Consider the following 25,848-nt stretch of genomic DNA (forward strand, 5'->3'; position numbering starts at 1 on the left):
GATGGATGCCAAACTTGCCGACACCACAGGCGTTGACAACCCGGCATCGCTCGCCGATGCACCACCTCCCAGAAAGATAGGCCCTGCCATCATCCGCTTCCTTTCGTCTCCCACTGCGTTGATCGGAACGATCGGTCTGAGTGCTGTTATTTTCGTGGCAATTTTTGCACCTCTTTTGTCTCCGCAGAATCCCTACGACCTTATGCAGCTCGACATTCTTGACAGTCGTCTGGCGCCAGGTTCGGAAAGTTTTGCAGGTGTACCATATTATCTGGGCACAGACGGCCAGGGCCGCGACATCCTATCGGGTATCATGTATGGCTTGCGCACCTCACTTATTGTCGGAATTGCGTCCGCACTGGTCGCTGCAGTTATCGGCACGACCGCTGGTTTGCTCGCCGCCTATTCTGGTGGACGCATAGAAACGCTGACGATGCGTCTGGTGGATTTGCAGCTATCATTTCCAACTATCCTGATGGCCCTGATGATCCTTGCCATCCTTGGGAACGGGGTAACCAACGTCGTCATTGCGATAATCATTGCCGAATGGGCAACGTACGCACGCACGGCACGTGGCACCGCCTTGGTGGAGCGTGAAAAGGAATTCATCGAAGCCGCGCGCTGCCTGAGGATTCCGGGCTACCGCATTTTGCTGCGTCACCTTCTGCCAAATTGTCTCGCACCGATCATTGTGATTGCAACGATGCAGGTTGCACGCGCCATTGGTCTGGAAGCAACCCTTTCGTTCCTTGGACTTGGGGCATCCGTCACCCAACCCTCGCTCGGAATGCTGATCTCGAACGGCTATCAGTATCTTCTTTCCGGTCTGTACTGGATCAGCTTTTTCCCAGGTATTGCGCTGCTGATCACAATCGTTTCCATCAACCTTGTTGGTGACCGTCTGCGCGATGTTCTCAATCCGAGGAATGCCCGATGAAACCATTACTTGATGTTCGCGATCTGGTCACCGAATTTCCCATTGGCGGAAAACAGGGCCTGCGCGCAGTTGACGAAGTCTCTTTTAAGCTAAACCGCGGAGAAGTCCTTGGATTGGTGGGCGAAAGCGGCTCCGGGAAAAGCGTTACAGGCTTCTCGATCATGGGGCTGGTAGACAAGCCCGGCAAGGTAAGCTCAGGTCAGATTCTTTTTGACGGCGAAGACTTGGCCACACAATCCTATGAACAGATGCGCAGCCTGCGGGGACGCAGAATTGCCATGGTGTTTCAGGATCCGATGATGACGCTAAATCCGGTGTTGCGGATTGGCACACAAATGACCGAAGCGATCCATGCGCACGAGAAAGTCTCTCCATCGCAGGCCCGGATACGCGCCCGCGATGCGTTGGGGATGGTGGGCATTCCTAGCCCCGAAGAACGTCTCGATGCCTACCCGCACGAATTTTCCGGCGGGATGCGACAACGTGTCGCCATTGCGATTGCCCTTTTGCATCGCCCGGATCTGATCATTGCCGACGAACCGACAACCGCACTTGACGTAACGATTCAGGCCCAGATCATTTCCGAGTTTCAGAAATTGACGGAAGAACAGGGAACTGCAGTCATCTGGATCACCCATGACCTGGCTATCGTATCGGGTCTGGCTGACCGGATTGCCGTCATGTATGGCGGTCGGATTGTCGAATCCGGTGACATCACCACAGTCCTTGAAGCACCGCATCACCCATATACCCGCGGCTTGATACGTTCAGTACCATCCGAAAACAGCCGAGGCACTCGCCTTGCGCAGATTCCCGGCGTCACGCCAAGCCTCTCACGCATGCCCGAAGGATGCACATTCCGCACCCGTTGCGAACGTGCAACCGACGCCTGCCGGGTCCGTCCGGGACAATTTGGTAATGAGCTGGACTATCATCGCTGCTTCCATCCGTTCGAGGAGAAACTCGCATGAGCCTCCCTAATACCCCTCAAAACGAGTCCCCCCTTCTCGAAATCCGCAAGGTTTCACGCCATTTCGGTTCAAAACCGGATATCGCCACAAGAATATCGATTGCTCTGGGGGCGGCAAAACCGCCACCCGTAGTTCACGCTCTTGACGAAGTCGATTTGGTCATTCGCCGTGGCGAGGTTCTGGGTCTGGTTGGTGAAAGCGGCTGCGGAAAATCCACGCTCGGACGGATTGCTGCCAACATTCTTCAACCGTCATCAGGATCCGTACTTTGGAAAGGGACTGACCGATCAAAGTTAAATGGTCGTGCATTGCGTGACGCGGATCTGGCGGCACAAATGATTTTCCAAAACCCGATGGCCGCACTTAACCCGCGCATGAATATCGAAACGCTGGTATCAGAAGCGCCAGCCATTCATGGCATGATCAAAGGCAGCCGGGCCGCCTATGTTGACGAATACCTGCAAAAAGCAGGCTTCGATCCGGACATGAAACGACGCCTGCCTCACCAGTTTTCCGGCGGACAGCGCGCCAGGGTCAACATTGCCCGCGCACTTGCCGTACGCCCCGACTTTCTTGTATGCGACGAAAGCGTGGCGGCACTCGACGTATCCATTCAGGCGCAAATTCTAAACCTGTTTATGGATCTTCGGGAACAGCTTGATTTGACCTATCTGTTTGTCAGCCATGACCTTGGTGTTGTCGAGCATATTTCAGATCGGGTCGCCATCATGTATCTCGGGCGTGTGGTTGAAGAAGCCCCGGTTGAAGAGGTCTTCGCAAAACCAAATCATCCTTATACACAGGCACTTCTGGCTGAAGTCCCACGCATCAGACCCGGAAAACGGAAATTCGAAGCAATCAAGGGCGAATTGCCAAGTCCGATCAATCCTCCACCGGGATGTCATTTTCATCCACGCTGTCCCTTTGCAACGGAACGTTGCCGCACCGAGATCCCAAAACGAAAGGAAATTGCACCGCATCACTATTCGGCCTGTCATTTGAACGACGTGGCAGCATGAGCCCGAAAACCCTATGGCAAAGCAACAGCGCTTTTGCATTTGCGCTGGCAATCGGAACCATAGGAGGCGGTCTTTTCACCTGGCTTGGACTACCGCTGTCATGGATGCTTGGCTCCATGACAGCGTGTGGACTTGCGGCAATATTGCGATTACCGATCGCGGGATCCCGACGTGCAAGGCCGCCGATGTCTGCAATCATTGGCGCCATGCTGGGCACCCAGTTTGGACCGGATGCCGTGGCGGGAATTGTGCATTGGTGGCCAGCATTGATCGGACTTGCCATCTATCTACTGATCGCGGCGACACTTTGTTATTTTTACCTTGTGCGGATCGTAAAACTTGATCCGGTAACAGGGTACTTTTCCGCCATGCCCGGCGGATTGATTGATATGGTCTTGCTTGGTGCCGAACGCGGCGGGAATGAACGCACCATTGCATTGATGCATTCCTCCCGGATTTTTCTGGTCGTTTTCAGCCTGCCGCCTCTTCTCTCACTTGTAACCGGCATTGATGCCGGTACACGCGCTGCAGCATATCGTCCGCTTGATGGTCTTGTCGCAATAGATGCGGCATGGTTTGTTTTTGCAATAGCTGCAGGAGTACTTCTCGGCCGACTGATGCGTCTGCCCGCCCCTTATCTGATCGGCCCGATGCTTGCGAGCGCCATCCTCCATTGGATGAATATAACGGCATTCATCGTTCCCTCGGCGGTGATTGCTATCGCCCAGATCGTGCTTGGAACAACTGTTGGCTGCCGCTTTGTCGGGACCGCACCACGCTATATTCTACGCATATTGCTGACCTCGGCCGGCTCGACACTTATTTTGCTGGTGGTTGCGCTTTGCATGGCTTTTGCCCTGCAATATGTCCTGGACATACCAATAGAAGGAATCTTCCTTGCCTTCTCCCCCGGCGGCTTGGCCGAAATGAGCCTGGTTGCTTTGGCGCTCAATCTGGAAGTTTCATTTGTCACACTGTGTCACATCAGCCGCATCGCAATGGTTGTTTTGGGGGCATCGTTCGTCGCACGTTTTCATACGTCACGCGACTGACAATCAGACGGATCAAAACTGTCTGACAAAAATTGTCTTTAAACTCAAACACCCGCTCAGCGAAAGCTGGACGGGGTGTTTTATCTAGAGCTCTGTTATATCTCGCAAAGAAGCGATTTATTACAGAAGTGGTTGCGAGGAGAGGATTTAGCTACGCGCATTGCGCTACGCTGAACCTGCGCAAAGCGATGCTTTGCTTGGTTTGAACAAGAGGCTCAAAATGACCGCTCCCACCTACCAGACATTAAAAAAGCCCGCCACGAGGGCAGGCTTTTTTAATGTTGGTTGCGGGGGCAATCGCCGATGTTCGATTCACTTCCACGGGATTTGCAGATTTTAGCTCAATAGAGCGATTAGATCGCTAACCCGTGATAGATTGGGATCATATCTTTCTCTTCCTTGTCAAGTCGTTAATGACCTGATGGGGTAGTAGATGGTCGCCACTTGGGGACAGGCAAAAATCGAGTTCATCGCCCTATGCGATGAGATTTTCGATGAGCATCTGAAAGGTAAATCCAGAAACCGGATTTACCTCGATCTGCGTTCAGCAGGTCGCATCACCATGTCCCAGCGATCCTTCTATTCCTGGTTCGACACCCTTTCGTCCAGCACGTCTCCCGAACCTCCCCTCATCAATGCCAGCAACGCAGTCAGGCAATTGCCTGCTCATACGGCTGTGGCTGTTTTGCAAAGTGCTCCCCCTGTCTCGGGCAAGGCCTCCGATACATCCGCCATTGAAGGCCGGGTTGAGACAGGGCGCATGCAAATTTGGGACGACGATCCACAACCGAATGAGGCCGAGCAATGACCAGAATGGTTACCTCCTGCGGCAACGATCCGCCTTCCCGTCAAGTCAATCACCTCCGTGCTTCGGGTGCGGTCTGGTGAGCCATAAACGCCCCAACGCCTCCGCCCGTTACCCGGTTTGAAGACCGGGTCGGGCCTAAGGCGTCAAGGACAGAAATTTAGGGGAAGTCAATGAAACGCCTAGTCGTAGCAGGATTGTTCGCAGTCATATTGGGGAGCCCATCTGCGTTTGCAGGGTGGCTGGTATATGATGTTGAAAAATGGCCGTCTGGTCGCAACGGATTGATGTTTGAGCCCAATCCGCAATTGCCTGCCGGTCTGATCACGTGCCGCGTCATCACGGTTCAGCGAAAGAAGCCGCTTGTCCTGCAATCTGACGAACTCACGTTGGATCCTCGCACTGACAGCCTAGTCTGCGACTATGCGGAAACGACGGGAAAGAAAGTTCAATCTTCACCAGCCTTTGAAGATGACCAAGAGTCAGGGGCGGGTGCAAATTGATGACCTCTCAAAGCAGTGCGAATGCCGAACACCGGATAGCTGTCGACATTGTCGATCCTGCCCTGATATCGGCGATTTCTCAATTTCACCAGTTCAACATCACCAAACGAACGCTTCACCGCCTTGCCGAGAGCGCAAGAGATATCGGTCTGCAATTCGTTATCGGTGGCGAAACGCTTGATCTTAATGAAGAACAGCGTGACGCTCTGGCACGTTCACTGGCTTACCTTCATGTATCGCTGAATTACCCATTCTGCCCGGATGAATGGGAGAAGATAGCAGACGACCGAATTCGTGATGGGTGGGCTCTTGGGCTGCTGCTTCAGCTTCTTGAGGAACTTGCACAAGCGAATGTTCATTTGGCAGCTTTCGCGTCAGGCAAGATTGAACAACCTTGGCCGCATGAGAACCCCGAACACTCCGGTGCAGAAATAAGCGCCCCGAGATTGCCTGCTGGCGAAACTGGCTGGCCGCCCTTCCTTACACGTTTTATCGGCTGTGTTCTTGGAAGTTTTATTGGTGTGCTTCTCGCCCAGTGGTTGGTCGAAAGTGTGCTTGTTGAAACGCCTCCCCAGATATCGTTTCCGGCATACGGAGAGATTGAAGAGTTCGATCTCCCCGATCTCCCGTTACCAATTGATCAGTTCGAAAGACTGGTAGAGCCGGTTCGGCCGATGGAGGTCGAATGAACTGGCAAGCCGATTATCTCGCTTTCCATCGTCGTATCCATGAACAGCGCAAAGCGCTTGGCATGTCTCAGATCAAGACCGCCAGCCTGATTGGTGTGTCTGAAAGAACCTATCGCAATTTCGAAAACGGTACCGGGGAACTTGAAGGTGCGAAGCTTTTCAAACTCGCCAGTTCGCTCGGTATCAAAATCATCATTTCAGACGGAGTTATCGCTGATGGCGTTGATTAACATCACTCTTCAGGGCAAGGGTGGCGTCGGCAAGTCCTTCATCAACAGCCTGTTGATGCAGTATTACGCCAAGCGCCAGATTGAGGCTCAGGGTTTCGATACTGACCCGGTCAATCAGACGCTTGCCGGTTATAAAGCCTTTCCGGTGAAAGCTGTAAAGCTTGGCGATCGGGACGACGAAATCAACCCGCGCTATTTCGATTATTTGATCGAAGACATCGTAGCACTTCCCGAAAACGCTGCCGCCAATATCGATAATGGTGCCAGCACATTCCTGCCGCTTCTATCCTACCTTCTGGAATCACAGGTTCTTTCAATGTTGCGTGAAGCCGGTCACGAAGTCCGGCTGCATTGTGTGCTGGTGGGCGGGCAAGCACTGGATGACACGTTACGGGGACTGGCGGAGGTGCTGGTTCACCTTCCTGACGTTGCCGTAGTCGTCTGGATCAATGAATTCGTCTACGGCCGGGTGGAAAGAAACCGCCCGGGTATGGAGCCCGAAGGCTTCGAACAAACGGCCCTCTTTAAGAAAAACAAGGACCGTTACCACAGTCTAGTCCGGCTTCCCGAACTCCGCCAATCCACCTACGGCTTTGACATCAAACAGATGACACAGGCGCGGTTGTCTTTCGAGGAAGCTATTGCGTCTCCTGACTTCAAGATCATGCAAAAGCAGCGCCTCAGAACAACGTGGGGCACCCTCTTCAACATCATGGAAGAGGCGATGCTCTGATGTCTGCTCTCGACGATATGCCGCCGCTTCCAAATAGCATCGAGACAATCGATGAACTTCGCACATTTCTGTGGAAGCAGCATGGGGTCACGGTCGGAGAAGACGATCCGATCCTGCTGGTTTTCACAATGCTGCGTGTCGGGCTTGATCAGCAAGAGCGGTATAACGAACGGGAACGTCGAGCTCTGGCCGAAGCAGTACAAGCCGCTGCCGACACCTTCACGCGCGATGTCGATATTTCGATCAAGACCTTCAAAAATGAGGCAATTGGCGATGTCGTTCGCGAGCGTGTTGAAGCCATGAACGAGGCCGCCCGTCAGGCGGATCGCGCTACGGGCAAGTTCAGGAAAAACCTTCTGTACCTATCGATAATCACTGCCGTGAACCTGATTGCCGTCGTTTTCAACGTCGGTCTGCTTTTTGCGGCCGCTCGCTAATTGACGAATTCAAATACAGACGAGGATCTAATGAAAATCAAATCATTCATCGGAGCTGTCACCAGCAATGTTCTGCTCTCCATCATGCTTGCAGAACAGGCTCTCGCCCAAGGCGTCGATCTTGGTGGTGAGGGTGGCGCAGGTGGCTCCGACAAGAAGTGGTACAGCTGGATCGTCGACGGGCTGAACCTGATTTCAGAAGGTGTCGGGGCGATTGTCGCTGTAATGCTCGGCTTGGGCCTAATGTTTTGGGGCGGCTGGGGGGCACTCACAGGTCAAATGGACCCCAAACAAGCATTTATCCGCGTGATTGGCGGAATTATCGCAGTCGCCGGCCCTTTGATGGCCGACGGTCTTCTATCATTCATCGAATAGTCGCGAGGTAGCAATGAAAGCCGCAAGCCTCGTCCAGACCCACATTCAGCACGAAATGACCATCGCAGGCCTTCCTTTAAGGTTGCTCTTCGTCTCGGCCACGTTTGGAGTTTCAGCACTTGTAATACCCTTGATCGCCCGATCTCTGGTGCTTGCAATCCCATGTGGAGCAATCGGGATCGTTGGCAGCTGGCTTATTCTCGTTCGTCGTTATCGTAACGATCCATTCTTTGACAAGCAGCTTCTTCTTGCCCCGCGATACTGGGTCAAACGCAAAGGGAAACTCTCTATCCTGTCTGCCGGAGGTCAGTCAGAATGATTTGACCCGAGGTAATCTCCACCGGAATGATATCTTTGATGGGTGCTGGTCTTGCCGTACCGGCTGCCCGCAAACTGATGCTCGGCGACCTGCAGCAAGACTGGTTACAGGATGAGCTTGAACTCGATTGCATCGATCAGATTGACGATGTGACCATCCGGAACAAGGACGGTTCCGTTTCGCGGGTATGGCACATCGAAGGCACCAGCTACGACGCTCGGATTGATGTCGAGCAGAACACGATGATGCATGGTCGTTCTGATCTGATTATGGAGCTCGGCAAAACCGGTGTTGCTATCCGCTTCATTGGCGTCAAACGCCAGCGCCAAATTAGCAATCAGGCAACATGGCCCAACGCTGTTTTAGACGAGATCGGAACAGCTGAGGCCGAACGGTTCAAGGCCAGTTATTTTATCGACTGGTACCTGATGCTCTCTGCTTCGGAAATGCGCCCGCTTAGTGAAGCCGAAGAAAAGATAGATGCATTGCTCGCCCCCTATCGTCCTTCGGTTCTGCGCAAAGCCGAAACTAATGACGAAGCCTGCCCGCTGACCGGTTTCCTGAACGGTCTGGTCTGCGGGGAATACCGGCACGACCTGCCGTCTGCCAGCCGCAATATATCGGGAGGTTTACCCGCCTCCGATATCTCGTTTGACAAAATTAGCGGCACAATAACGACGAATGTTCCGCAGCAAAAATTCCAGAAGATCATCACGGTCACCCATTGGCCCGAACAGATCTCTGCCCGGTTCATGGGAGAAATCCTGACCTTGGAGGGTGACATTGAAATCAGTCAGGTCTGCGAGCCCTGGGGACGCGATCAGGCCACAATGTTTTTCAAGCGTCGGCAAAAATCTGAAGAAAGCACGTGGTTCGGTAACCCGGCGGCAGCGAAGGAAACAGACGCCCTTCTCAAGTATCTCGCGTCGGGCAATGTCGGACTGTTTGCCTCGCAATTCTGTATTATTGCACGCGCCGAAACGGCAGAAGCGCTCGATCTTCTGATCCAACAAATTGCCGTCATTCTCGGTGATCAGCGTATCGGTTATTCCATCCAGACAGCCGGTGCGCCTGCCTGCTGGTTCTTCCGCCTGCCCAAACCGGGTAAGGGTGGCTTGCTGCCCCCGGGCGGGCGGATGATGGCAAGTCTTGATCTTCGCGATCAGAATATTGCAGCGATATGGGCCTTCCCGCATTCCGCAACCGGTATGCTGGAAAGCCCGCTTGGCCCTGCCCCCGTTCGCTGGTTTGCCACCCCTAGCGGCCAAACCTATGCATTCCAGTTCCATGTCGTGAACAAGCCGCTCACGCTCGGCAACTTTCTGGTTTTTGCTCCGGCCGGCAGTGGCAAATCCACTCTGATGATGCATCTGCTTGGCGGGCTGGCAAAGTTCCCGAATGTCCGTTCCTACCTGTTCGATTCACAGGAAGGTTCTAGATATATGATTGAGGCAATGGGTGGGCTTTATCAGGCCTATGACGGCCTTGCTCTGAACCCGCTGGATGTCGGCGAAGACACCCCCGGAAACAGGGAACGTATAAGGCTTATTCTCAAGTCGATTGCAGGTATCGATCTCGACAAGGAAGACATCCGAGATCTTGATCATGCCGTTGAATTGACCTTTGAGCTTGAGCCGCCTGAACGAACGATCAATGCCATCTACCCTTACGCATTCGCCCGTCGTTCGGCCCTACGCGAAGCTTTTGCCCAATGGGTTGTTGACGACAAGGGCAACAAGGGCCTTCGCAGTCATATTTTCAACGCTCCTCGGGACAGCCTCGGTGGTGTTCTGAACCAGTCCCACATGGTCGGCCTCAACATGAACGAGGCTTTGGCCGATCCGTCCCTTGGCGGGCCGGTTGTGGCGCACATTTCCCAAGCGATTGCAAAGTCGGTTGCCGGCCGGGATGACGGGTTTGTGATGACCATCGAGGAAGCGGCCAGACTGCGCCAAAACCTCGGCTTCAGAAACCTAAGTGAGGTGATGTGGCGTGAATACCGTAAGCTTGGCGGTATTTGCGGCATGATCTTCCAGGACCCGGCAGCCCTCACAAAGTCCGAGGGTTACGAAGCAATTATTGAAAACACGGCCGTTTTCATCTTCTTCCCGAATTCGAAGGTCACGGAAGAAAGCTTGCGTCCCTTCAACTTGAACGCCGAGCAAATGCTCTTTGTTCAGGGTCGCACACGTAGCCGCAGGAAAAATGACAGGCGTGTCCTGATTATCAAACGCGACGAGACCACGGGATACGAGGAAAGCGTCATCGCAGATGTGGATCTGACGCCACTCGGCAAGTCCCGCCGATTTTACAAGAGCGGCCCACAGGCCAATGCCGAGCTTGCGGCTCTCAAACAGAAATGGGGGGATGCATGGCCAAGCCACCTTTAACCCGCTCCCACCTTCAGTCTCTGGTCGTTGCTGTAACCTTGATATTTGTGCCATCCGTGGCACTTGCGACATATCCGGTTTTCGACGCGACGTCCTTTGCCAAGCTCACCGAACAGTTCAACAGCCTGCAGAAGCAGCTTGATCAGTTAATGGAGCAAACGGAGATCCTGGGCAAGCTGTCGCGAACGGCTCAGGACCAGGTAAATGCGATCGGCAAGATGGGGCGTGTCACCATGCCGATTGTCAACCTTGCCCGACTTGCCCAACAGATTTCCAAAGATGCCAGGTGCCTCCTTCCGGATCTGAGTGGCCTGATGCCCGGCTTGAGCCTCGACGAGCTTGATTGGGAGAGCATTTGCGCCCGTCGTGCCTTTTATCGCGAAGCCCTTTGGTTCGATCCCAACGACCCGGATAGCTGGACTTTCGATGAAGGGAACGGCCCTGAAGACTGGTCTGTACCCGATGGCGGAAGTTGGGGCGGCAGTGGTCCGGCAGACTGGAAAAATCCCGATGCTTCACCTGAAGCAAACAGGGCCTATATCCGTGCCCGCGATACTGCGCGCGAACAGGTTATCCAGCGCCAGAACGCGGTTGTCTTTGAAGCCATCAATACCGGATTGGCTCAATCCGATCAGGTCATTGCCCAGGTAGAGGATAACCAGAAAACCGCCGACGAACTGGAAGCTCAGGCCGAAGCTGCAGAAGACGTAAACGAGCGCATTGCGACGATGAACAAGATCTTGCTGCATCAAAGTCGCCAGCAGACCGCCATCCAGCAGCAAAACGCACAGCTTCTGCGCATTCAGGCGGCCATGCTGATGAAATTCATGCCACAGCATGCGACATGGGACGAAGCGATGTCCGGTGGCGAGAATGCAGCAGGCAACGAACCGGAAGGGTCAGAAGAATGATGCCCCTTCCGATCAAAACGGGTTCACTGCATTTATTCGATGGCGGCCTTGAGTGCGTCACGGTCAGCTTCCGACAGGCTGTCACCGTGGCTTGCGAGATAATCCTCGACCACTTTGCGGCTTGTCGCACGCTGTTCCTCGGTTTGCCGTGCCGTTTTCGCTCTGGCGATCTGGTTGTTCACCAACCCTGCATCATATTTTGCAACCTCTTCCGGTGTGCGCCAGTCGGGCAGATCGTTACATTCGTCTTTGTTAATGCCTTTAGGCCCTCTCATGTGAAAGCAGTGACGATCCCAATCGTTAAACGGTTCGGAAATGTTGCTGTATTCGTATTCATAAACTCCGGCTCCGTGAGCAGGGTTTCTCTTTGCTGCTTTGTATGTGTAATGCCAAGTTTCATAGGTGCGAAGAAGATCGTGACAATATTTTACGGTCTCAAGATCACCTTTGACCAGCGCCATACCTTCTGGATCGTAGTGTTCGAGAACGTAGTCATACACAAAGTTGGCATGGCGCTTCTCCCAAGCCGTCCAAACAGCTTCTTGTCCATTGGCACGCTTTTTCAGCACCCAGGACTGGTGTCTCCCACGCTCAATCAACCAGACATTATTCCAGTACGCGAAAGCTTCATTGTTTTCGCAACGTTCCCAAGCCTTTTCCAAGGCAGGCAGAGTCTCAACTTCGGTCCAGAACCCAACAGCCCGATCATAGTCAAAAAACCGGTCAGGACCATTCGGTCTCGATCTCTCGTCAAGCGGCAGGGGACCCGCATTTGCTGCTCCTCCTCCCAAAATCAGGAGGGCCAAAATGGATAGTTGTCCGACCTGCACAATCGCCCTGACTTTCGCCCAGAACTCCGAAATGTTCGTGATCGGCTTGGCCGAAGCACTGAACCCCTCAATGCTTGTGATCTTTGCGGCTGTCACCGGTTTATGGGTTTCGATATCCGGTCTGAAAATCGTCATGGGCAAGCTCGATCTGATCAATTTCGGTCATGAGTTGTTCTTTGTGATTCTAGCAGGCGGTTTACTTGCAGGCCAGTCTGGAGTGGTAACGCAGGTTTATAAAACCGGTATCAATACCATCAGTGGTGCATCGTCTCTGGTCATGGATGCAGCTCGGAATACGGGTGGCGATAGTTCGATCCCCTTAAAGGGCGAAGGTAACAATACCTCCCTCTTTAAGCTGACTTCACCAAATGCAGCCAGCAAGGTTATCCAGACATATAAAACTGAAAACGATAAGGAAGTTGGCGACGAATATCTCGGGATTGTTCGCCTCCTGTATGCGACCGAAAACGGTTTCCTTGCTGTCATGGATATGGGCAAGGAAATCTATATGTCCTTCTCGCTGGGCAATCTGACAGGACCGCTCGCGGGGCTCTTGATCATGCTGGTCTGGCTCATTCTGATCCTTGTCTATCTCAGTCAGGTTCTGGTCACACTTTTCCGGGTGATGGTTTTGTCCGGAATGTCCCCGTTCCTATTGCTTGCCGTTGGTTTTGGCTGGGCGCGGGGCATGGTCTGGGCAAGTCTCAAAGCTCTGATGGCGGCCGGCATGGTGCTCTATGGCGCTACGATCGCGATCGGTTTTTGCCTGTTCTCGGTTTCAGTGATCGACATGTCCAAAGTCGATGGCATCACAATGGGAACCTTTTTCACTAGCGCGGGCTTTACCGCTGTGCTGGTCGGATACATGGGGATCATTTTCGTCACCGAAGCCACGGCGATCGCCAACTCAATCGCACAATCGCAATTCACCAACACTGCAGCCGCCGCGATTGTCGGCGGAACAATGGGCGCTGCATTCGGCCTTGCCAAAAAGGTCAAACCGTTTCTGCCGCCTGCAGCTCAGGCCGCAATGAAATTCACAGACAAGCTTGAGGGTGGCGCAAGCAACTGGTCCGACGCGATGCAGGCCAGCCGGAACAATCCGAACATGATGGGCGACGCCAAATCATCTTTCTTCGGTGATTTGCGCAATGTTTCGTCGATGGGCGACATGGGGAAATACATGGATGCCCTTCGCAGAGGAGGGGTAGACCGTGGATAAGACCGACCTTTTCGCCTTGGCATCGCAGCTGGCGAAATCCCTTCATTCCAGTTTGAAGCGTTTGGGCTTGATCCTGATTTATCTGGCGCTTTTGAGCCTCTTGGCGGAGCCGGAAGCGACACTGAATTTCTTCAAAGCCTTCTTCAAACTTGAAATTCGCGATCAGGCGCAACTCACGAGGCAGGCGCTTCTTCTCCTGTTCTTTGCGGCCTGCATCTGGACCGGCATTCGATTTCTTCTTGCGATCCTGCCCGGGAAATCCGGCGTCGCCTCATCCCCTGACAAAACCAACGACATAGGTGCCAAATGATGAATTTGGATAAGAAAGCTCTGCTCAAAAATGTGCGTCATTCCATCCTCCCCGAAATCGCGCATTGTCTGGGTTTTATTTTGAGGATGGGTACCTCCTATCTGGTATTTATCTGTTTCTTCATCGGTGGCGGTTTTCTGTTTTTGATCTGTTTCACACCGAATGAAGCTATCTCCGCCTTCGAGATTTTGGCAGCAGCCACGCCAGAGGCCTTACAGAGTGGAGCTCTCAAGTTTGCGCCCATTCTGACCGGTTTATGGGTCATGTATACTGGCACATTTGCCGCCATCTTTGGCAGATTTCCTTTTTCAGCTAAAGCCTCGAAGCACCCCGAAAAAATAGCTGTAGCTCGATCTGCTTTCCCCTCTATCGAAGGAGAAAGCAAATGAAACGTCTGATCATTGTTTTTTCCGCTGTCGTTCTCCTCACCGGCTGTGCTGTCACCGGCAAAGAAGTCGAGATGCCCAAAGAGGGCACCGGCACCGATGAAATGAAAAAAAGCCCCTGCGTTTGCGAACCGATCCCTTTCAACAGCGGAGGCTTTGAATGGGTTGGTTAGGCAAGCTGCTTGAGAATATACGCGACAGAAGGGCCGCATATCTCGAACAGAAAAACAACCAGGTAGCCGACAAGAAAGCGGGCCAGATCATTCCTGCCACCAATGGCCGGCACGGAATGGCCGTCGCTTCCGATCCGTTTTCATTTCAGGCAGCGCACAGGCGGCTTGCCTGGATGCTTCGGATGTCGGCCGGCATGAATATCGCGCAGCTGGCATCGATCGTCGTTCTGGTGAGCGTTATCGCCGAAATGGTCCCTCTTAAGGAAAAGGTACCGTTCTGGATCATTCCGGCGAACGAAGACGTTGTTCGCTTCCAGATCAAGCCGGTTGTCGAAGACGTCAATGCCTTTGACGTGGAGCTGGAAGGCAAGGCACGGCGGTATGTCAAAGCCCGCCTTGAGATCGATCCGGTTACACAGAAAGAGCGCATGCAGGAAATCTCCCGCATGACAGAGCGTTCCGAATGGCAAAATTTCCATGATGAATGGATCAAAAGCGGGAAAATCGCCGATGCCATCAAAGACGGGCTTGATCGGGAAATCATCATCGAAAGCTCAAACAAGGTCGCAAGCCTGACAGGCGATTACAAGTTTGCGATCGACTTCACGCGCATTGACCGACGAGACGGCCGCCAGATCGGCGAGCCAGTTCATTTGCGGGCATACCTCTCGATGGTCACAAGCCCCAAAACCGTCACGCTCGAAAACAAGTACATCAATCCTTTCGGGGTCACTGTCACGGACATGATTTTGCGAACCAGGGGGAGTTCATGATGAACGTATCCACCCGTCGCAAACCCGATTTTTCAGGCAACTCAGAAGCATTAAGGGGATGTTCCATGAGGCTCCCGAAAGCCCTCCGTATCACCATTCATGTCATCGGTACCCTGCTCTTTCTCGGGTATGTCGTTCTGTTTGTCATTCATTCGGCCAGTGCGCAAACGCCATCCGGTCGGCCGCCAATGCCAAATCAGGCACCTTTCTCTGAGAGTAACGTCGGCACGACGACAGCAGGCAGCAATAACGTTTCTCAAACAGGCCAGCGTGCGATGCCGGTCCCGCAATCAATCGTGGATCAGGCTCGGGATCAGGCTGAAGGCAATTTCGGTCCTTTGATCCGGCCGCGCACATCAGGGCAAGTTCAGGAAGCATGGGATTATGCCGAAGATGGCGATGCCGTCTATGTGACGGATCTGTGCGAGGACTGCACCTATAAGGTTCGCACCCGCGAATATGTCGTCACTATCCTTGAATTGCCGCGTGGCGAGAAAATCGACCGCACCGATATCGGCGATAAAGTGAGCTGGTCCATCGAGCGCCGGGGTGACAGAAGGCTTGCCGTCAGACCCGCAAGCTATGGATATGACACGTCGCTTGTCGTCTATGGACAATCCGGCCGGGTTTATCCGTTCTATCTCCGTGCCGAAGGCGTGAACTCCCACAACATTCCCGATCTTGTCGTCAGGATCGCCGGATCGGTGCAAATCGACACACCGCTCGAAGTGCCGATGGGAAACGACACAGATACCGAAAAAGTACCAAATAAGTATGGTAAAAATACTGCTTCAGTTCCGAAGATGGATCTGCCCGCTTCGTCTCAGGTCGAAGATGCCATTGATGGGCTCGTCAACACCAACCCGGGAACGCCTGAAGGCGACTTTGTTGCCGAAGCCAAGTTCAATCCAGACAATCTTCGCGGATGGGGGCAATACAATCTCTGGGGCGATGAGGAACTGGAACCGGTTACGGTCTTCAGAGACGATGAATTCACTTACATCAAGTTCGGCGACAAGTGGAAGGATCTGGAACTACCGACGGCCTATGTGGTGGTCGATGAATTTGACGAACTGGTCAACACACGTGTCCAGGGCCAGACCTTCATCGTTGAAAGCACACAGAAACTGATCACGCTCAAGAGCGGGTTCAAATTCATGTGCATTGAATATATGGGGGCATAAAGGCATGAGCGCCTTTTGCGATATCGCCCTCATTGTCGGACTGACCTTTGGCGGAGCCTGTGCCGAACCGGTAGATACTGTGCCGGCACCAACATTACCACCAGATGACGAAAGCGCGTGGGCATTGCCTGCACCGCCGCCACCAGCCCCGGAACCGGCAGCGCCGCGCTTTCCTCCTGTTATCATACGGCAGGAAGCACCGCCTGCTCCACCGGCCCCGCCGCCTGCTCCGGAACCGGAGCCCGAACCTGAACCGGTTGCCGCTCCTGCTCCACCCGCACCCGATCCCTATCGGCTGGCGTTGGAGGCAGCATGGGCACGGCCAGTTTATGCCGGCAATGTCCCAACATTTGCGGCCTGGACAGATACAGGATCATCAAGCAGTCCGCTCGTTGGCAAAATGCCTGAAATACCCGCTCCTGCGCCTGATCCGCTCGATCTCAAAAAGCTCGATACGCCCCCTGAAGATTATGGCGGAGCCCGCAAAACCTCGACCCTGCCCGTGGATAACACCCGGAAAATTACTCAGGATCGATACATTCCCGTTCAGTTGGAAACCGGTATCAATACACAGGTTGGTGCCGGTGAACCGGGATCGGTCATTCTGCAAACCACACGCGATGTCTTCGGCTATCACGGCCGCATGAACCTTGTTCCCAAAGGCTCACGGCTGGTCTGCACCTTCATGGCACCGGAAGATATGGGCAGCAGCCAGATCGGCATTAACTGCGAACGTATCCTGATGGCAGGTCATCGGGCGGAAATCCTCAATATCGGCTCAAACGTGACAAACCAGCAGGGCTGGCTTGGTGTCGCTGGCGAAGTCGATAACAGGTTTTGGCAGCGTTACGGAAATGCCTTCCTTTTGACCGGTATTTCCACGGCTGTCCGATATGCCGCCGCAAGCACAAAAACAGAAGATGCCGATGGAGAAGTCGCGACCGCGGCCGCCGAAAAAGCATCCGAAGAACTCTCCAACAAGTTCGGTGAGATCACTGCCGACATGCTTGAGAAAAGCCTCGATCTCAAACCGATCATCACCATTCCCCAAGGCACACGCCTTCAAATCCGTCCGGCAACGGACTGGTACATCCAAGAAGTGGAGTAACGTCATGAAAAGCAAATTGTTAGCTTTGCTTTTGTTGTCGTCATGTCTGGTTCTGCCGGCATCCGCACAGGTGGCGCAGTCGATTGATGACAACAATTCGGAAACTGCAGTTGCAGTCGCCACCCCTGTCGATCAGCCCGGGACCAATGAAGCCGGCAGCGACATGGATGCCCTGGTTCAAAAGGTGAAAATCATCACCAGAACCAAACAGGTCACGGAACTTCCGGAAAATGAACCGGTCGCGCTTGATCTCGGGCTTGTCGATGTTCCAGGTGTTTCCAAAAACCTTACTGAAGGCGTAACTGCGAACGCCTATGCACGGTTTGTTTCAGTTGACGATATGAAGATCGGTCAGCTGGTGCTTTCGAGTGTCGAGAAGAACAGTCGTGTCGAGGCACTCAACTCCGACAACTTTGTTGCGCAGTTCGATATTGAACAGCCCTCGCTTGATCCCTCCTTGCCAATTTCGGTTGAGGGTAATCAGGCGGAACTCAAAGCAGCTCTCGAACGCCTCGCATCCCTGCAGGAAGAGGAAGAAAAGGAGGAAAAAGAGGAAGAGATTGCTGATTCCGGTGTTGGCGCGTCTTCAGGCAGTGTCGGCAGCAATGCCGGTTCCAATCCGGATGCTTCTGGATACAGCACTCCTAGCGCGTTGGATGTCGGCAAGGAACCCGTCATCAGCTCGAACATCACGACGGATGGATGCAAGATCCGCACAGATCTCGACCAGCTTCAGGCGATCCAGCAAACCCGCGTCGTAACGACGACTGACGGCACACCAGAATACGGTGAGTGCGCCGATGGTTCAGAGCGGTTCAAGATCAACCAATCTTACGCCGTTTGCCCTTACGACGAAAATACCGAGACGATGAAAGCGACCGCGCAGTTCATGTATTATTACACGGACGGCGGCGGCAATCGTAAGGAAATCGGGGACTGCCAGCCGGACGCTGAAAAAATCTATGACATTGTTGAAGATCGCAATGCCTGCAATGTCTATCTCGATTACGTCAACCTTCAGGCTGTGCCGCAAGGCAAGCTGGTTTACACCAACCATAACGGCAAAGTCGTTCCGGTTGCCGATTGTGCAGCTTCAATTGAAGTAGAGCCTGTGCCGTTGGTCGAAACCACCGAAGGCTGCGACATTCGCGATGACTTCTTAGCAAACAAGTCCTATGGCCGTTCGAAATATATCTACACGCTGGATGGTCAGGATTGGGACACCTCCTGCCAAGATAACGACGAAGAATATCCGCACAGCACGATTTACAAGACTGCCAATGGCGATCAGGTCTGCGAACCGATCATCAATCGAGACACCGGTAAGGTAACGCTGCAAAGCCGGGTGATGATCAATGTCAACGGCTTCGAACTGTATCGCACGCCTTGCACGCCGGACACTTCTGCCAAGGATATCCAGTCAACCACGGCAGGCTGCGAGGATCCGTCCAAATGGACGCACAATATCAGCGCCAGCCAGAGCATCGGCCAAGAACGTTTCTATTATCTGCTTGATGGCAAACAGGAACCGGTGACGGAGTGCCAGGATAACGGTGTTATCTATTTGCATCAGCAGGAAATCACGGGCTATCAGCGACATGACGACAAGCTTTTCGCATATCGCCTCGTCACGGTTTATATTGAGGGCGTAGAGACCCTGACTGGTCGATACAACGTGCTGACCTCGCAGGTCTTGCCCGGTGATCCCCAGATCCCCTACTCCTATGTAGGCAAAGGTCCCGCAGTAAATGGTGAAACATTCTACGAAGAATGTACCCGCTTCGACGAGCGTGACGAAGTCGAGACCTATAAACGTCCGGACGATACAACCCATAAAGTCATTGTAGGTGACGCAACGCCTTTAAATCTTGGAGACAAGTGTAATCTTGAGGTCACCTGGAGTGATGTAACTCAATGGTACTGGCAAAATCCCGGCGTATACACGAACACAAACTACTGCGGGATAAGTATTGCAGGCGGCACTCAGGGAAGTGATGATAGTCCATGGACTCAGGCGGCGTCGAATCACTGCACTTGGTCAAGTGCTGTTGGCACAAAGAAGCTGGTGCGTGAAGATGGCACGCAGATTGGCGACACTGCGACAGCCACCTGTCAAGCAAGTCCAAACTCTTACGCAGCGATTGCAGGCCCTCCTTCCGGACAAAGGGGCTATTGGCGCTACCTCTCCCTTGGCAGCCATAACTGGTCTTACCCGCCTCACAACAACACTCTAAAAATGGCCTGCCGAAATGGATGGGGGTGGGTCCGGTGAACGCCATCTTTCCAATCAATCCGATCTACAAGCGCATCGTCGCACCGCTCGCGAAATACTATGACGACCCTAGAACGATCGAAGTCCGGCTCAATGGGCCGGGCAAGATTGTCGTCGACCGGCGCGGTGAAGGTAAGCAGCTGATCGATGATCCGGAACTGACGCAGTCCGCCATCGAGAAGCTGTGCAAAAGTCTCTCGAATGGGCGCGGACTTAATTTCAATGCCGATACCAACCCGATCCTTTCAACCGCACTCGATGAAGGGCATCGCTTTGAATGCCTGGTCGGACCCTCCGTCCGATCAGGCCTGAGCCTCGCAATTCGCTGTAAACACCCCTTCACACCGACATGGGAACAGTTGATCGCGGCAACCCGGAAAGGAAATCGCGATTTCCTTGATGACGCCATGGAGCGCTTAAATATCAAGTGCGAAAGCGAGATCAAGGATCTGCTGATCGAAGCGATGATTAAGGGATGGAACATCGCCATTTCTGGAGGCACCAATACCGGCAAAACCACCCTGCTCAATCTTTTGCTGTCGTCAGTAGAGGATTATGTCCGCGTTATTGCGCTTGAGGACACGATGGAACTGTTCCTCGATCGTTTCTGGGACGGCAACGGCCTGCTCGCAGCGCGTGAAAGCGATAGCAATAGTGGCATGGTTGACTGGCGTGTTCTGTTCGATCACGTCAACCGCATTACCCCGGATCGTGTCCCGTTCGGGGAAATCAGCACCAAAAATGCCTTTGCCGTTCTCGGAACACTCAATGCCGGCGCAACCGGTGTCAGCTTCACGATCCATTCGACCAATCCCAAACACGCGATCCACCGGAAGTTCGATCAGAACATCGCCTGGGCCGGTATGAAGATGGATCGTATCCCCGAATTCCTGACGGAAATGGTTGATCTGGTTGTCCAGATCAAACGCGATAAGGACGGCTTCCGGCGCATTACCGATATCTGGCAGCCGCGAAACGACAATTTCATCCTCAAAGACGGGAGGGCGGCATGAGCCAGCGCCTCGGTCACTTTATCCTTGTCGTCATCCTTCTTGGCATGATTGCCGGCGTTATCGGCCTCTGGCATTTCGAGGTCGGTTTCGACCCAAGAAACCCGGCATGGTGGAAATGGCTCGGAGCTGCAGCTATTCACCCGGCCGGTTTGCCTAAAGAAATGCTCTATCCGGCATTTTATACGGCCGTCGGCGGCGTGCTGCTGATGATCGTAGTTGGCGTTCTCATGTCCAAGGCCAGAAACGATACCGTTGCCGGCTCGCGTAGAGGAAACGAACTGCATGGCTCGGCCAGATGGGCGACCATGAAGGACATCCGCAAAGCCCGCCTGTTTCGCAAAGACGGTGATTCCGTCATTGTCGGGGCGGTTCGCAACTGGCGCGGCAAGATCCGCGTCCTCCGACATAAGGGCCCCGAACATGTTCTGGTTTGGGCAGCGACCCGTACCGGTAAAGGCGTCTCGCTGATTATCGCCACCCTGCTCACCTGGGTGCATTCCAGCCTTACCCTGGACATCAAAGGCGAGAACTTCATGAAAACCTCCGGATGGCTGAAGTTCTTCGGCATCCGTGTGGAGAAGTTCGAACCGGCCGCAATCAGCGGATCGTCAAGATTCAATCCTCTGGCAGAAGTCCGCATTGAGACGGAACGCGATATTGCGGATTGCCAGAATATCGCAGCGATGATCATTGATCCGGACGGCAAAGGCATGGCCGGTAACTACTGGCGCGAAGAGGGCTTTGGCTGGCTCTCGGTCGTCCTTCTGCATGTTCTCTATAAGATCAAAAAGGAAGAAAAACGCATCGCCTGTTTTGACGATGTGAACACGTTTCTTTCCGGTATTTCGACAGTGAAACCACCGGTCGATGCGATTGAAGCCGCCCGCGAAGGGGCTTCTGAAGAAGCTCCCGACGATCAGATGTCGGCCCAGGACAACTTTGTGAAGATCCTCGAAGCGATGGCCGATTACGACCACGGCCTCGCGCACGTGAACAAGGAAGTCCGTCGTGGCGCAAACAGCATGGCGATCAAGGCTCCGCAAGAACGTTCAGGCGTTCATTCCAACGCTAAAACGCAGTTGACGGTTTTTGCCGATCCGATCGTTGCGAGAAACACCGCCGTAAGCGATTTCCGGCTTTCCGATCTGATGAATGGCGACCGGCCGATGGCACTCTTTCTGGTTGTCAGTCCGTCCGACAAAGACCGTTTGCGCCCATTGATCCGGATCATGTTGAACCTCTTCCTGCGTCGCCAAACAGAAAGTCTTGCGGCCAGCTTCAAGCATCCATTGCTTCTCATGCTCGACGAGCTGGCCGCATGGGGAAAGATGGAAATCCTCGAAGAGTCCTTGGCCTTCATGGCTGGCTACGGCATCCGGGCATACATGATCTTCCAGAATGTCGAGCAGCTTCATAAATGCTACGGCAAGGATGAATCCCTGATGGCAAACTCCAAGGTGCGGATTGCCTTCACCCCGAACAAGCTGGAAACAGCGAAGCTGATCTCGGAAATGACCGGCCGGGCGACAATCGTTCAGAAACGTCGTTCGCAATCCGGAAAGTCCGGACAGTTTGTCGGGTCGAACTCCGACAACATCCAGGAAACGTCCCGTCCGCTCCTGACACCTGATGAATGCATGCGCCTGCCGGTAATCGATACGGAGGGCAAAAAGCCTCGTCCAGGTGATGCGCTTATTTTCGTGGCCGGCTCGCCGCCAATCCACGGAACACAGAGCCTTTATTTCCTTGATAAAGAGCTGAACCGGCGTTCGCAGATGCCGCCCCCTGAAATGCATCCACATCCCGTCAATCAGAACAGTTCGCCAATGATGGAGAAATCCCATGAAGCAGCCTGAACAAAATACGGGCGCAAATGCCCGTGTGACCGACAACGAATTTCTCAAGCTCGCATCCCTCGCGGTTTCGGCCGCAAGCGGTCTAGGCCCGGTTTCTGTCGATCCGGATGTCGCCGAAGCGATGGGTGCGATCAATGAACAGGCGCTGTCCCTTGACGATGCCCTCGACAGCCATTTCGACGGCGAAGATCCAACTGCGATCGAGGAGGTAAAGGGTCATGGCTAAACCGAACTTTCGCGATCAGGTCGTTGAATCCCTTATTGAACAAATGGAACGCGGTACAGCCCCCTGGCAAAAGCCATGGGAACCCGGGAAAGTCCGCGAGCCTTCCTTTAATCCCTCCACCGGCAAAGCCTATCGCGGCATCAATCAGATCTGGCTTGAATCTCGTGGTTATGCAGATCCGCGTTGGGTGACATATCGCCAGGCACAAGCCAATGGCTATCAGGTGCGTAAAGGGGAGAAAGGTACTCAGATCGAATACTGGCAGTGGTCTGAGCGCCAGCCGATTAAAGATGATGCTGGCAATCCTGTTCTCGATCCTGAGGGCAAACAACGGTATCGCGAATTCAAGTTGGATCGACCGAAGGTCTTTCACGCTGTCGTTTTCAATGGCACGCAGATTGATGGTTTGGCTCCCTATGTCGGCATGGAACCCGATTTCAACCCGGTGGAACGGGCCGAACAGGCACTTTCTCAGTTGGGAGTGCCGATCCACCATGATCAGCGAGATCGCGCCTTTTATCAACCAGGTAGCGATGAAATCCACATGCCGCCTAAAGGCTGGTTCAAGGGGCAGTACGAATATTACGCCACAGCGTTACATGAAGGCGGACATTCGACGGGCCATCAATCTCGCATGGCCCGGGAGTTCGGGCCGTTCGGGTCTGAAACCTATGCCCGCGAAGAACTCCGGGCAGAAATCGCCAGTTTCATGCTGACAACGGAATTGGGCCTCGGACATTACCCGGAACGCCATGCCCCCTACGTGAAAAGCTGGATGGCCGCGATCAAAGAGGATCGCAACATCCTGTTTCAGGCGGCCCGCGATGCAGAAAACATTCGCACATGGATCATGGAGCCAGAAAAGCGCCTCTCCCTTACCCCAGTCAAAGAACAACGACAGGAAATGGCTGAAGAACAAGCAATGTCGCTCGGCGCGTCTTACGGTGAAAGGGAAGCTGCGAGACGACAGCAGGCCGTTGATGGCATGTTTGAAAAATATCCTCATGCCCATCCAACCCTTTGGGCGATGGAGCTGCAAGATGCGTTGGTGCTCTCTGGCTCACGAAATGACAAGGAATTGCTGAGTGCGGATCAGCTCAAGGAACGACTGAAAGCAACAGACCTGTCTACGGATCATCTTATTCGTTTCCTCGGACAATCTTCTGAGCGAGCCAACTGGCACAGCGTCGCCGAGACAGTACCAGGTTACGCTGAAGAATTTGCCGAATTTGCCCACCTGGCTGAACAATTCGGCAAAATCGATTGGGTAGCCCACTATGCCGCATCATCCGAGCGCCGGTTAAATGGTTCATCTCACCGGGAAAAAGTGCTGGAACAGATGCAATCGGAAGCTTCAGCATCCCCACTTCATCGCGAGTTGGTATCCGCCCTGTGGGATTTGGACGGCCCCGGGGCCAAGTCCTCTGTTCCGGTACCAGACTGGTATGTCTCTGCGGATCAGCGCAATGACGAGTTCCTGAAACGTCTAGCGAGGCCGCTCGATATCGAAAATCGTCAACTCAAAGAAGGTCTAGTATACCAGATTGAAGAATGGAGGAAGGAACCCAAAAACTACAAGAGTTTTGATGCTGCGTTGAATGAGTTTGTGGCTCGGCACGGTAGGGGGGCGGACTCTCTGAACGCTGTCCTAAACGGCACAGAACATACGCTTATAGGAAACGACTGGTACAATGATGGCTCCAACCACCGTCATACTTACATAACTCCAGAATTGGAGAAGTTACACAACTCCATGATGGCTCAAAAGAGACAATCTGATGTTGAACCCCTAATCATTCCAAAAGTTGAAGCGGAAGAATCCATAAAGGCTGTATTGGGTCGCTGGCAGCGAAAGAAAGAGGAGGCTCGTCTTATGGCGAATACCCCCATTGAACAGACCCTAAATACTGAGCTGCAAAAGAAAACGTATCTGAGTGTCCCATTCAGGGAAAAAAATGAGGCGAAAAGCCTTGGTGCCAAATGGGACCGTCGGGAAAAATCATGGTACGTCAGCGAAGGCACCGACATGAAGCCGTTTGCCAAATGGCAGCAGAAGGTTGCAGAGAACCAGACCAAGATTGATCCGCAGCAGGAATTTGCCGATGCCTGCCGCAAAGAGGGGCTGATGATCGAAGGCCTGCCAAGCATGGACGGAAAATGGCACCGCGTTGCCGTTGCTGGCGATGCGAAGGGTCAAACCAGCGGCAGTTATCGCGGCTTTATTGAGGGTATTCCGGCCGGCCAGATCATGAATTTCAAAAAAGCATCCGAGCCGGTTAAGTGGGTGGCGACGGGCACCAGGATCGATCCGGAAGAACTGGAACGCATCAAAGCCCAATCGGCGGCAAGAAAAGCCGAACAGGCCCAGGAACTGAAGTTCCAGTATCAGCAGGTTGCCAAACGTGCCTACGGAACCTTCATGAACGCCATCGAGGCGACCAGCGATCATCCTTATCTCAGGAAAAAACAGGTATCCGGGGAAACTCTTCGTGTTGACCGATCTGGCAATCTGATCGTGCCTATGACCAACGAGAAGGGTTTCATCGAGAACATTCAGACCATTGCTCCGGACGGAACAAAACGTTACCTGAAGGATGGCCGTAAATCTGGCCTGATGCATATCATTCCGGGCAAAAAAGACACTCCGCTGATTATCGCAGAAGGCTATGCGACGGCAAAAAGCCTGCATACAGCAACCGGGTTTACCACTGTTGTCGCCTTTGATGGCGGCAATCTTCCGGTCATCGCCGAAACCATGCGCAATCAAAATCCTGACCGGTCAATCGTTATTGCAGCCGATGACGACCCCCTGAAAGTTGAGAAAGTCGGCCACAATCCGGGACTGGAAGCGGCCAAACGGGCTGCCGAGCGATCAAACGCGCAGATCCTCAAACCTTCCCTTACTGCAGATGAACAACTGCAGGGATTAACCGACCATAACGATGTGCATGTTGCCCGCGGCTTCGATTTGTTCCGTCGCGAGATCCGGCAACAGCTTTCCGATCTGGGTATTTCAACCAGTCGTAGTCGATCAATGCAGATCTCGCCAAAAAAGCAAAAGAACCAGTCAAACCAGATGTCTGTTTGATAATCCTTGTGTCGGCGGCCTTCCGGTCGCCGACAG

General features: G+C 53.5%; 26 protein-coding genes. 25 read left to right on the forward strand and 1 reads right to left on the reverse strand.

Annotated features, from left to right (window positions below; genetic code table 11):
- The first annotated feature begins 1 nt into the window (after window position 1).
- The 13 genes from TH468_RS19360 to TH468_RS19425 all read left to right on the forward strand — a co-directional run bounded on the left by TH468_RS19360 (window position 2) and on the right by TH468_RS19425 (window position 11,371).
- On the forward strand, window positions 2-937 hold the full coding sequence (locus TH468_RS19360; protein WP_085646169.1) for an ABC transporter permease: 936 nt from the start codon (window positions 2-4) through the stop codon (window positions 935-937).
- The gene (locus TH468_RS19365; protein WP_085646170.1) at window positions 934-1,908 is read left to right on the forward strand and encodes an ABC transporter ATP-binding protein; all 975 of its coding nucleotides are present in this window, start codon (window positions 934-936) and stop codon (window positions 1,906-1,908) included. The genes TH468_RS19360 and TH468_RS19365 overlap by 4 nt, the downstream gene beginning before the upstream one ends.
- On the forward strand, window positions 1,905-2,927 hold the full coding sequence (locus TH468_RS19370) for an ABC transporter ATP-binding protein (protein ID WP_085646171.1): 1,023 nt from the start codon (window positions 1,905-1,907) through the stop codon (window positions 2,925-2,927). The genes TH468_RS19365 and TH468_RS19370 overlap by 4 nt, the downstream gene beginning before the upstream one ends.
- The gene (locus TH468_RS19375; RefSeq protein ID WP_085646172.1) at window positions 2,924-3,979 is read left to right on the forward strand and encodes an AbrB family transcriptional regulator; all 1,056 of its coding nucleotides are present in this window, start codon (window positions 2,924-2,926) and stop codon (window positions 3,977-3,979) included. Before TH468_RS19370 ends, TH468_RS19375 begins: the two co-directional genes overlap by 4 nt.
- 433 nt (window positions 3,980-4,412) lie before the next feature.
- The gene (locus TH468_RS19380; protein WP_065702078.1) at window positions 4,413-4,787 is read left to right on the forward strand and encodes a hypothetical protein; all 375 of its coding nucleotides are present in this window, start codon (window positions 4,413-4,415) and stop codon (window positions 4,785-4,787) included.
- A 170-nt stretch (window positions 4,788-4,957) separates the two neighbouring features.
- A complete protein-coding gene (locus tag TH468_RS19385; RefSeq protein ID WP_065702079.1) occupies window positions 4,958-5,287 on the forward strand; it encodes a hypothetical protein in 330 nt (109 codons plus the stop codon).
- Window positions 5,287-5,976 (forward strand): hypothetical protein, encoded by a 690-nt coding sequence (locus TH468_RS19390; RefSeq protein WP_065702080.1) that lies wholly within the window; start codon window positions 5,287-5,289, stop codon window positions 5,974-5,976. Before TH468_RS19385 ends, TH468_RS19390 begins: the two co-directional genes overlap by 1 nt.
- Window positions 5,973-6,206, forward strand: coding sequence for a helix-turn-helix transcriptional regulator (locus TH468_RS19395; protein WP_065702081.1), 234 nt, complete (start codon window positions 5,973-5,975; stop codon window positions 6,204-6,206). The genes TH468_RS19390 and TH468_RS19395 overlap by 4 nt, the downstream gene beginning before the upstream one ends.
- Entirely contained in the window at window positions 6,193-6,939 is a 747-nt protein-coding gene (locus TH468_RS19400; protein WP_065702082.1) for a conjugal transfer protein TraL, read from the forward strand. The genes TH468_RS19395 and TH468_RS19400 overlap by 14 nt, the downstream gene beginning before the upstream one ends.
- Window positions 6,939-7,376 (forward strand): hypothetical protein, encoded by a 438-nt coding sequence (locus TH468_RS19405; protein WP_063114503.1) that lies wholly within the window; start codon window positions 6,939-6,941, stop codon window positions 7,374-7,376. The genes TH468_RS19400 and TH468_RS19405 overlap by 1 nt, the downstream gene beginning before the upstream one ends.
- A 30-nt stretch (window positions 7,377-7,406) precedes the next feature.
- Window positions 7,407-7,751 (forward strand): hypothetical protein, encoded by a 345-nt coding sequence (locus tag TH468_RS19410; RefSeq protein WP_063114504.1) that lies wholly within the window; start codon window positions 7,407-7,409, stop codon window positions 7,749-7,751.
- 357 nt (window positions 7,752-8,108) lie between these two features.
- Window positions 8,109-10,460: a VirB4 family type IV secretion system protein gene (locus tag TH468_RS19420; RefSeq protein WP_223305181.1), complete on the forward strand. Its 2,352-nt coding sequence runs from the start codon at window positions 8,109-8,111 to the stop codon at window positions 10,458-10,460.
- Window positions 10,442-11,371 carry a hypothetical protein gene (locus TH468_RS19425; RefSeq protein ID WP_071239501.1) on the forward strand — a complete coding sequence of 310 codons (930 nt, stop codon included), beginning with the start codon at window positions 10,442-10,444 and terminating at the stop codon, window positions 11,369-11,371. Before TH468_RS19420 ends, TH468_RS19425 begins: the two co-directional genes overlap by 19 nt.
- A gap of 32 nt (window positions 11,372-11,403) precedes the next feature.
- Here TH468_RS19425 and TH468_RS19430 read toward each other — a convergent pair whose 3' ends face one another.
- Complete coding sequence (locus TH468_RS19430; protein WP_065702088.1) at window positions 11,404-12,177, reverse strand: hypothetical protein; 774 nt, start codon at window positions 12,175-12,177, stop codon at window positions 11,404-11,406.
- Window position 12,178: 1 nt separating this feature from the next.
- Between TH468_RS19430 and TH468_RS19435 the strand changes: the two genes are divergently transcribed.
- The 12 genes from TH468_RS19435 (at window position 12,179) to TH468_RS21785 (ending at window position 25,812) form a co-directional block, all read left to right on the forward strand.
- Window positions 12,179-13,423, forward strand: coding sequence for a hypothetical protein (locus tag TH468_RS19435; protein ID WP_065702089.1), 1,245 nt, complete (start codon window positions 12,179-12,181; stop codon window positions 13,421-13,423).
- Window positions 13,416-13,733, forward strand: coding sequence for a hypothetical protein (locus TH468_RS19440; protein ID WP_063096161.1), 318 nt, complete (start codon window positions 13,416-13,418; stop codon window positions 13,731-13,733). The genes TH468_RS19435 and TH468_RS19440 overlap by 8 nt, the downstream gene beginning before the upstream one ends.
- Window positions 13,733-14,122 (forward strand): hypothetical protein, encoded by a 390-nt coding sequence (locus TH468_RS19445; RefSeq protein WP_063096159.1) that lies wholly within the window; start codon window positions 13,733-13,735, stop codon window positions 14,120-14,122. The genes TH468_RS19440 and TH468_RS19445 overlap by 1 nt, the downstream gene beginning before the upstream one ends.
- Window positions 14,119-14,292, forward strand: a complete 174-nt coding sequence (locus tag TH468_RS21780; protein ID WP_156488006.1) for a lipoprotein — start codon at window positions 14,119-14,121, stop codon at window positions 14,290-14,292. Before TH468_RS19445 ends, TH468_RS21780 begins: the two co-directional genes overlap by 4 nt.
- Entirely contained in the window at window positions 14,280-15,065 is a 786-nt protein-coding gene (locus TH468_RS19450) for a type IV secretion system protein (RefSeq protein WP_063096157.1), read from the forward strand. Before TH468_RS21780 ends, TH468_RS19450 begins: the two co-directional genes overlap by 13 nt.
- A gap of 65 nt (window positions 15,066-15,130) precedes the next feature.
- The gene (locus TH468_RS19455) at window positions 15,131-16,249 is read left to right on the forward strand and encodes a TrbG/VirB9 family P-type conjugative transfer protein (RefSeq protein ID WP_063096154.1); all 1,119 of its coding nucleotides are present in this window, start codon (window positions 15,131-15,133) and stop codon (window positions 16,247-16,249) included.
- Window positions 16,250-16,253: 4 nt separating this feature from the next.
- Window positions 16,254-17,357 carry a TrbI/VirB10 family protein gene (locus tag TH468_RS19460; protein ID WP_063096152.1) on the forward strand — a complete coding sequence of 368 codons (1,104 nt, stop codon included), beginning with the start codon at window positions 16,254-16,256 and terminating at the stop codon, window positions 17,355-17,357.
- 4 nt (window positions 17,358-17,361) lie between these two features.
- The gene (locus TH468_RS19465; protein ID WP_063096150.1) at window positions 17,362-19,629 is read left to right on the forward strand and encodes a hypothetical protein; all 2,268 of its coding nucleotides are present in this window, start codon (window positions 17,362-17,364) and stop codon (window positions 19,627-19,629) included.
- Window positions 19,626-20,642 carry an ATPase, T2SS/T4P/T4SS family gene (locus TH468_RS19470; protein WP_082822691.1) on the forward strand — a complete coding sequence of 339 codons (1,017 nt, stop codon included), beginning with the start codon at window positions 19,626-19,628 and terminating at the stop codon, window positions 20,640-20,642. Before TH468_RS19465 ends, TH468_RS19470 begins: the two co-directional genes overlap by 4 nt.
- Entirely contained in the window at window positions 20,639-22,498 is a 1,860-nt protein-coding gene (locus TH468_RS19475; protein WP_065702091.1) for a type IV secretory system conjugative DNA transfer family protein, read from the forward strand. Before TH468_RS19470 ends, TH468_RS19475 begins: the two co-directional genes overlap by 4 nt.
- Complete coding sequence (locus TH468_RS19480; RefSeq protein ID WP_065702092.1) at window positions 22,485-22,724, forward strand: hypothetical protein; 240 nt, start codon at window positions 22,485-22,487, stop codon at window positions 22,722-22,724. Before TH468_RS19475 ends, TH468_RS19480 begins: the two co-directional genes overlap by 14 nt.
- Window positions 22,717-25,812, forward strand: a complete 3,096-nt coding sequence (locus TH468_RS21785; RefSeq protein WP_065702093.1) for a zincin-like metallopeptidase domain-containing protein — start codon at window positions 22,717-22,719, stop codon at window positions 25,810-25,812. Before TH468_RS19480 ends, TH468_RS21785 begins: the two co-directional genes overlap by 8 nt.
- The last annotated feature ends 36 nt before the right edge of the window (window positions 25,813-25,848 follow it).

Origin of the sequence: Thalassospira sp. MCCC 1A03138, assembly GCF_002115785.1 — a bacterium.
In the GTDB taxonomy this organism is placed as follows: domain Bacteria; phylum Pseudomonadota; class Alphaproteobacteria; order Rhodospirillales; family Thalassospiraceae; genus Thalassospira.